This window comes from Bradyrhizobium sp. Ken01 (assembly GCF_055807355.1).
In genome coordinates this window covers 1-8,048 of the sequence record NZ_JBVVPC010000099.1, presented here as the reverse complement: position 1 = coordinate 8,048, position 8,048 = coordinate 1, and the positions used below count along the sequence as shown (strand labels likewise).

Below are 8,048 nucleotides of genomic sequence, written 5' to 3'. Positions count from 1 at the left end.
TCGAGCAGCGTTTCGGTCTGCCCTGCCCCGAAATGCAGATGCGACTTGTCCTGCAGGATCGGCTCCTTGGGATCGATGGGGTCGTTGACGTCGATCAGCAAATGATGATGACCGGCGTTCTGATACTCATCGCCGGCATGGGTCACTCCCATGTTGCGCAAGCCGAACCGGACCCAGAATCCGCCGCGGACTTTCTGCCCGTCATGCGGGGTGATGAAATAGAGCTTTGCGTCCTTGGGCGCTGCCTTGCCTTGCGAAAAGGCTGCACCCGGGAGCAAAGCGAGCGCCGCCGCCAGCGCGACGCAACGAAGGATCTGCATCAAACCAACTCCTCCACTTAAGGGCTGAGCGCCACGCGGAAGCCGTGCGTGGGATAACGAACGTTGGTGTCGTAGCCATCGCGGTTGGATGGCCGCACATATCGTGAATCGTTCTTCCAGGAGCCCGAGCGCAGGACATGAGCGCTGCAGTCCCCGCTGCTCCATGCCGAGCCGTCGCCGGGCGCGCCCTGATAAGTCTTGTGCCAGCAGTCCTCGACCCACTGATCGACACCGCCGCCCATGTCGTGGAGCCCGAACGGATTCGGCCTGAAGCTGCCGACCTTCGCCGGCTGCTCGGCCGCGAGATCACCGCAATCCTTGCAACCGGCCATGCCCGGCTGCAGCTTGTCGCCCCACCAATATTTGGTCTGCGTTCCGCCTCGCGCGGCATATTCCCATTCGGCTTCGCTCGGAAGCCGATAAGTCTTCTTCGTCGCCTGGGCGAGATAAGCCGCATATTGCTGCGCGTCGGTCCAGCTCACATTGCTGACCGGCGCATCGTCCTTGCCGATGGCCGTGAAGCCGCACGCCTTTGCAGCGGCGCACTCGTTCCATTCCTGTACGGTCACCGGATATTTGCCGATCGAGAACGGCTTAACCGTCACCTGATGGACAGGACGCTCGGTCGGGTCGTCGTTGCTTCCCATTGCAAAGCTGCCGCCGCGAATGGCGACCATCTCGGGTTCGGGGACGGGAACTGTCGATGGACTTGGCACCCGAGCGGGCGAGGGAGGCGACGAAGCCAACGAGGGAGAAGGCTGCAGCGTGTGCGACGCCGCTTCGCGAGGCGGAGGTTGCGGGCTTGGCGATGCGGCCGGAGAAGCGGCGGGCAGGGCGGCCTGCTCGCTCACCTTGCTCGGCGCCTGCGTCAGCAGGTACCACAGCACGCCGGTCGCAATGACCAGCAGCGTGAGGCTCAGGAGGAAGATCAAGATATTCTCGCGCCGGCCCTTGGTCTTGCCGACTGCATCTGCATCCGGCAGCACGCGATAGACGCGCACGGGATCGGTGATGTTCTTGACCTTCCGGTCTCCCAGCGACTCGTAGCCGCACACCACCTTGTGCTTGATCTGCTCGTAGATTGCCCCCGAGATGTAGACCTGACCAGGCTCCGCAATGCCCTCGATGCGTGAGGCGATGTTGACGCCGTCGCCATAGACATCATCCGACTCAACGATGACGTCGCCGAGATTGACGCCAATCCGGTACTCGATCCGGGTATCCTTCGGAAGCGAGGCGTTGCGGCCGATGAGGTTTTGCTGAATGACGATGCTGCATCGCACGGCCTCGACCGGACTGTCGAAAATCGCGATGAAGCCATCGCCCGTCGTCTTCACCAGGCTCCCATGGTGCTCGACGATGCTGGGCTGGATGAGATCGCGCTCGATCCGCTTGACGCGGACGTGCGTGCCCTCCTCGTCGGCCTGCATCAGGCGGCTGTAGGAAGCGATGTCACCGACAATGATCGCTGCCAGACGGCGAGGCCCCACGCCGGGTGATGGGGGGTCACCGTTGTTCCCGGATCGGAAGTTGCGAATTTCGCCCATAGCGGTCCCACAAAAATGGCGAACGCGACGCAGCATACGATCCCCAAAAGGATCGAACTCCAAAAAACCATCGATGAACGCAGACAATGTCGAAGCACTCGTCTGTATCGCGTTGCCGATCGAAATGCCATCCCAGATTACCTGCCGGCCGTCGGACGCGGTCTCGCCGCCGATGACTGTCGTGCGTACGTATTGAACGCCGCGATCATGGGGCGGCGTGAGAGCATGTCAGCGGCGAAGACGATAGGGCTGCTTGCAGCCGGTCCCAGAACATTCTGATACCTTTCGGCATTGCACGGAATGCGAGGTACTATTTTCGCTTTGAAGGAGGTCGCCCCCATACTGACCATACGGGGAAGACCTCAAGACGTCGAAGCAGCCTGGGAGCGGCCCTTCGGCTTTCCCGTGACGTTGAGCACGGGCTACGGCCGGGTGAAAGTTGGACCCTTCGCGTCATCAATGAGACGGGACCAGTGTTCATCCTGACGTTGACCATAAAGCGTTGCTAGGGACCAAGATCATTGGCGCCCAGCACCTCAGAGACCCCCACCTGTTGCGCTGGCACGATTTGCGATGGAGGACAACGATGTCGCGCACGTCACCGGGTCCCGGCAGTACCCAAAAGGCGTCGGCTCAAAAACTTGCCGGACGCGCCTCGCATAGCTTCTTCCGACGCCCAGGATCCTCACGAGGTTGCTGGGGAGGCGTGTGATGTTCTGGGCCGAAGGAAGGCGCCACCAGAGTTGCGCGGCTGACCGAGCGGATGCGGAGCAGTAGCTCGCACCGGCAAAATGCTGCCTAGGGACAGCGCCGCCAATGATGACGAGCTGAAGCCGGATGCCGAACGGAAGATAGGTGGAGTCAGACGCGACGAGCGTGTTTGAGGACCCGCTTAGGACAGGCAAGCGACGATGGCGAGAACCACGTCTGCGCCCAGATCACCCGAATACATTTCGAAGATAAATGCGGCACCGACAACAAGCGTAATTGCTTTGAGCGTGATCATTTTGAAATCCCCTCGTTGATGAGCGGAGGTTAGACTCGGACTATTTCGGGAGTGCTTCGCGCAAGGCAGGAAACGGTTTCATTCACCGAGGCGTTATCCAGAGGCCGCAGGCGGCACGACGAAGGCCGCAGCAGGGGGATACTGCTGCGGCCTAGCGCGGTCAAAAATTCCGGGTAAAATGATCTAAGTGAACTATGTAGCCAGCCCCGGTCCGAAAATCCTACATGGCCGATTCGGTTAATTTCAAATTAAATCTGCCGAGTAACAGCAACAATGAGAACCGTGCTTAACGCAGATTGGTGAGGAAAGGCACCGCCGGGGCTGGCTGTGGCGGGCCTTCCCCCAAGCACAAGGCCGCGCATGTCCCCCACGGCCCCGTCCCATCAGCTAACTTGCGCCGATTGCGTTAATGTCGGGTTGAGGCCCCGGTTCACGTGGCGGCCTACTCGTCAGATGCCAAAGCGCCGGCTAGCCGTCCTGGCAGGGAATACCGAAGTTGTCACAAGCGAGAGCGAATGACTCTTTTGCTTTTGTATCCTCGAAGCAGAAGCGAGTGCCGACCTCCGCCTGATCGATCCACCAATCGACGTTGCTGCCTTTAGCGATGCGGGAGGCTTCGCCGCGTAGCAGGTCCAGTTGTCTTCCCGCAGCACGAACGATCAGGCAATTTTTCTCTTTGGACATAATACCTTCTCCAATGGCACAGGCGCCGAAGTCATTGGTACAAAAGTACGGCGGCCAGATTGATCGCGCTAAGCGCCGTGGACACGAAGGCCGCAGCAGGGGGACTGCTGCGGCCCAGCGCGGTCAAAAATTCCGGGTAAAATGATCTAAGTGAAATATGTAGCCAGCCCCGGTGAGGTGATCGTACTGCAGCGTTTCCGGCGTGCAATATGATCTATCTCACAATCGGCAGCAGGCTTAACATGCATCAGTGAGCCGGCGCCGCAGTCCATCAAGGTCGGGAACAACCGGCAATGCGGGCGCATTCGTCTCCAGCTCCGGGCGATATCTCGGAGCGACGCGTAGAACTTCCGGCCTCAGGAATCATCCTCTGAGGCCGGCTTTTTGCAGGAAATGCCTTGGCGCCAGTTTGATTTAGCTGTCACCTATTCAAATTGGGCATATGATAAGGTGGCGGTCGAAGGCGGTTTACGGCCATGGAAATAGACCGGGATATTTTGGCAATTCAGCGAAAGCTGGCACACTGTCGCAAGCTCGCGAAAGACTTTCCGGACGGCCCAACTGCGAAGCATATCCGCGAGCTGGAGGACGAACTCAGAGCCGAGTTGGCGGCTGAGCTACCGGGTGCCCCAATTCGGAATCCGTTAACATTGGTGGGACACACTTGCGTATGGAACTCGTCACCGATTCCCCGCGACCGAAGAGTGAGTGGAGTCAGCAGGAGTTGGCCCAACTCGTCCAACTTGCCCAAAGACGCAGCACAGCGACGGAAGCCGCAAAAGCCATGCGACGGCGCGTCAGCTCGGTACGGCGCCAAGCCCGAGAGCTGGGGGTCCTACTCTACAAGGCATAGGCTGACGCGCTGGAACTTCAGAACCGCCGCCGCATGGGTTTTGATGCCCAAAGAGATCGCAATAGCGCTCTGGTCACTGGCTGCCGCCTGCGTAGTCGCGTTTAGCGTGGCGGCTCTCGTTTCTCCTCACTAACTGCCCAAGAGACGGCCCCGGCTTGGAGGGTCCTAGGATAGGTTAGGCCGGGGCCGCTCCGCCAGCTTGGGCGAGCTAGCGAGACAGCAAGCCGGCCAACGATGCTAGGTTCCTATACGAGCGACTGCAGATCCTGCCCGGTCGTCAGCAGCCGCACATAGGTCCCGCTTTCGTGCATCTCGAGCCAGCCCTTTTCGACAGCGCACCTGATGCCTGCGCCGAACTCCGTGCCGCTTCCCTTGAACGTGTAGAGGAAGGGATAGCTGATTTTCTCGATGTGGATTCGACCGTCCTGGACCGGTTCTATGGTGGCGGCGAGCTCGATCAGCTTGCGCGCTGCTGCTTGTGGATCGGCAACAGGGCGTTCGGTGACGTGCTTCATCGCTGGAATCATAATCTCCAGCCCATGCTTGGCCTGACTTGCCCGCGGCTGTCATGCAAGTTCGGGAAATATGCACAGATCGTGCGGAAGCGCGTCAATCCGCAAGTCAACGGGGCGATTGCAGCGGCCATTGACATGTTGAATTCCGCGCCTGTGAAGGGGCGGCCAAAGCGGGCGCTACAGACGATAGGAACGCTAAAGGAATCTCAGGTTTGTTGGCTCTCTAGCCCAAGAGGATTCCGCATGATGAATCGAGATAGGAATTATCGCGACAACCCCATAGCCTGGGTGGTCGTCGCAATTGTCGTGATCGCCGCGGTCGCCGCCATTTTCTATAGCAATGGTAATCACCAGACCGCCTCAAACCAGACCAGCGCGCCCGCAGCCAAAACCAGCTCAACGAACCCGGCAACAACGACCGGGTCGGGCGCTGGTTCTCCGGCCAGCGCCCCATCCACAGCTCCCGCAAATACCGGTACCGGGTCGAAGTAGCTACGGACGTCGCGCCGGACGTTGACGTTGATGCAGCGATGGCCTTCACCCTAAGAAGAGCAGCCGCGATTCACGCTGCCGGGGCTTTCTTAGCTGCGGCACGAGAGGCGCCCTGGGCTTGAGCCGCGTACCTCGGCGGGCTCTTCCGCCTTGCTGCTTAGGGGCCGATGATCGCGACGCTCTCGTAACTAGCCACAGATCGCTGCCGCAGCTCGCGCAGTCATAAAACCTAAGCTCGTAGCCTTCGGCCACCGGAAAAATAGCCCCTGAGCAGTCGAGCTTGGCAACAAACCGTGCATCCGGCTTCGCCGTTCATGATCGCCCCCCGCGAGCAATTTGATGATCAGAATGAGAACTGAGTCTCGACTAAGCAGCAATAGCAGCTCGCGCTGGCGGGCCTTGAAACAAGCCCCTGCCGGTGCACTCGACAGGGGCTGCGCAGGTGGATGGCGCGAGGCTCAGGTGTGAGGTGTCGCCCCAAGGACCCGCGTCTCAACAAAACGCTGTCGGCGCGGGGCTAGCGCGCAGAAATGTTGTGCAGCTCGCACAAACAATAGGCCCACTAGCTCAAGTCGGCGGGCCTTGTACTCGCTTAGATCACGTGTATCGAAACTGAATACACGCCCTGGTTTCGCTACTTGTTCTGCGTTTCTTCAAGCGTCAGATGAGCCGATCACCTCGTACTCGAAGGCGACGCCGTCCGGATCGTTCTCGTCGAGCCAAGCCTGCGCAATCTCCTCGGTTGCGAACACCTTCATGTCCTCGCCCTGATCGTAAATCCAGACCGTCATTGATCTCTCTTCAGCTTGCGCCGGCCCCAATGCGGCTCTTTGCCCTCCGAGTTGAACTCCGCGACGTGATCCCGGTTCAATGCCCGCATGGCCTTGCGCATGTGGAGCGGCAGCGAGCGAGTTCGTCCCACCCTGGGCCAGGGTGCCGAAAGCTGTGAAAGACAAATCCGATGTGTGACGGCACGACGCTCGATTCACTCGCACCCGGGCAGCCCGCGCAGCTCAAGTTGCGCACCGTTTAAATGCAAACGTTGAGGAACCTATCGTTGGTGCTGGGCCTCATTGCGATCGCGGCGACATCGGAATCACATTTGAGGTTCTCGCCGGGCGCTCGCAACTGGGGTACGGCTGGCCCACTGCCGAAGTCGCCGGGGCTCTCGGCGTCGCACCCTTCGATATATGGGCTCGCATCCAGAACCGGCTCTTTCATAAGAACTAAATTCGTGTCCCGAGGTTAGAGAGCAAACTCGGGAGGTGAGATTATGCGTCGAACAGATACGGCTGCAATCCTGCTTTTGGTCTCCAGTTTCATGCCTTTTGCTGCCTCCGCTCAGCAATCAGCGCCAGACACTGACCAAGCGTCTCCTCAAGCTCGGCCGGAGATAGCGCCTCGACAGCCGGACCAAGTCCAAGTGCAAAAGGCACCCGTCCAGCCAGAGGGTTCACCGCAGCAATCCGATCAGGCGCGTGATCGAGATCGTCACAGCGCTGAGGACACGCGGATCAACCGCGATTGGACTACCCGGCAGGACAGCGAGGACCGCATGGATATGGATCGCATGCGTCAGATGCATCGCCAGATGGGCCGAATGACAGACCAAGATGAGGATCATCGAACCATGGGCCAAAGCTGGCGCCGCGAAGATGATGACATGGATCGCGGATATTGGCCGCCGAGCCGCGGCAAAGGCCGATATGAAGGAAGGCACTATGGGGAAATGCGGCCCTATCCTCGCGTCAAGACTTGCATCGAGTATGGAAACGGAGACGAGTTCTGCCGGTATCGGGACTAGCCCATAGGCAGAGCGTCCCAATGCTCACAGGAAAATTGCTGCCGAGGCCGACGCGGATGCCGACCGCGATAAACGGTCCGAATGCGCCATGTCTCCAGCGCAAGGCGATCCACTCCTTCTTGGTTCGGCGTCGGCAACGGGGAGCAATCCGAGCACAAGGACGAGCAGAATGCGTGAAGATATTCCATCATCCTAGTCTCATGCAAAGAAGGGAATACGCTCAGCTCGAAGTCCGGCCAGCGTGGACGGCATGGGCCGCCAAACGAAGAGGCCCACTGATCGAGTGTCCGGGCTCAGCCCTCCAACAGACCCCAGAGGATGATCACGTAGTAGACGCCAACCGCGACGAGCACGTTTACGGCTACGGCAAGCAACAAATCGACAGGTATAATTGGCTTCGGCTTATCCATCGCGTATCTCGCAATGGGACCGAGCCTAGCGGCATTGAAGAAGCCCGGCCGTTCACAAATGACCGCCGACGCGAGTTAGTCGTCTAGTGTTGCCTCAGCGCCGCAGGTGGTTCCCACCGCGTGACGGGTGTGGCATCCGAAGTTGCGTGCCAAGCGGCGAGGGCAAAGTAGGCGGTGAGTGCCAAAGCTATCGCGGCCAAAACAGAACCGAGCTGGGCCACCAGTTTGTCTCCATCCCAATGCAGTTTTCTCAAGAAAAGCATCGTCGTTCGAGTCGGTACGCTCAAAAGATGCAAATCCAGAGGCTTGCGCGCATAATCCACAGAGAAGTAGATCTGTATGAGCTGCTGCCGGTTTGATGGACACCGAGATTGGGTGTTTTATCAAGCCGGAGGTGGTCATGCAGAGACGGAAGTT

At 59.4% G+C, this 8,048-nt stretch carries 6 protein-coding genes; all 6 read right to left on the bottom strand.

The genetic code is table 11. The features are described from left to right. Positions 1-320, bottom strand: a 320-nt coding sequence (locus AC0L3S_RS38425; protein WP_473285083.1) for a DUF4399 domain-containing protein, incomplete at its 3' end; no start/stop codon positions are given. A 17-nt stretch (positions 321-337) separates the two neighbouring features. Continuing rightward, positions 338-1,867: an SUMF1/EgtB/PvdO family nonheme iron enzyme gene (locus tag AC0L3S_RS38420; RefSeq protein WP_473285081.1), complete on the bottom strand. Its 1,530-nt coding sequence runs from the start codon at positions 1,865-1,867 to the stop codon at positions 338-340. A 1,474-nt stretch (positions 1,868-3,341) separates the two neighbouring features. Continuing rightward, the gene (locus tag AC0L3S_RS38415; RefSeq protein WP_083869768.1) at positions 3,342-3,557 is read right to left on the bottom strand and encodes a hypothetical protein; all 216 of its coding nucleotides are present in this window, start codon (positions 3,555-3,557) and stop codon (positions 3,342-3,344) included. A 1,098-nt stretch (positions 3,558-4,655) separates the two neighbouring features. Then, positions 4,656-4,925, bottom strand: coding sequence for a hypothetical protein (locus AC0L3S_RS38410; protein WP_473285079.1), 270 nt, complete (start codon positions 4,923-4,925; stop codon positions 4,656-4,658). A gap of 1,145 nt (positions 4,926-6,070) precedes the next feature. Further along, a complete protein-coding gene (locus tag AC0L3S_RS38405) occupies positions 6,071-6,208 on the bottom strand; it encodes a hypothetical protein (protein ID WP_473285077.1) in 138 nt (45 codons plus the stop codon). A 662-nt stretch (positions 6,209-6,870) separates the two neighbouring features. Beyond that, positions 6,871-7,041 (bottom strand): hypothetical protein, encoded by a 171-nt coding sequence (locus AC0L3S_RS38400; protein ID WP_473285075.1) that lies wholly within the window; start codon positions 7,039-7,041, stop codon positions 6,871-6,873. Positions 7,042-8,048 lie beyond the last annotated feature (1,007 nt).

Excerpts from the sequence above, each read along its gene's own strand:
- AC0L3S_RS38420 (WP_473285081.1), bottom strand. The coding sequence starts at position 1,867 with ATGGGCGAAATTCGCAACTTCCGATCCGGGAACAACGGTGACCCCCCA.
- AC0L3S_RS38415 (WP_083869768.1), bottom strand. The coding sequence starts at position 3,557 with ATGTCCAAAGAGAAAAATTGCCTGATCGTTCGTGCTGCGGGAAGACAA.
- AC0L3S_RS38410 (WP_473285079.1), bottom strand. The coding sequence starts at position 4,925 with ATGAAGCACGTCACCGAACGCCCTGTTGCCGATCCACAAGCAGCAGCG.
- AC0L3S_RS38405 (WP_473285077.1), bottom strand. The coding sequence starts at position 6,208 with ATGACGGTCTGGATTTACGATCAGGGCGAGGACATGAAGGTGTTCGCA.
- AC0L3S_RS38400 (WP_473285075.1), bottom strand. The coding sequence starts at position 7,041 with ATGATCCTCATCTTGGTCTGTCATTCGGCCCATCTGGCGATGCATCTG.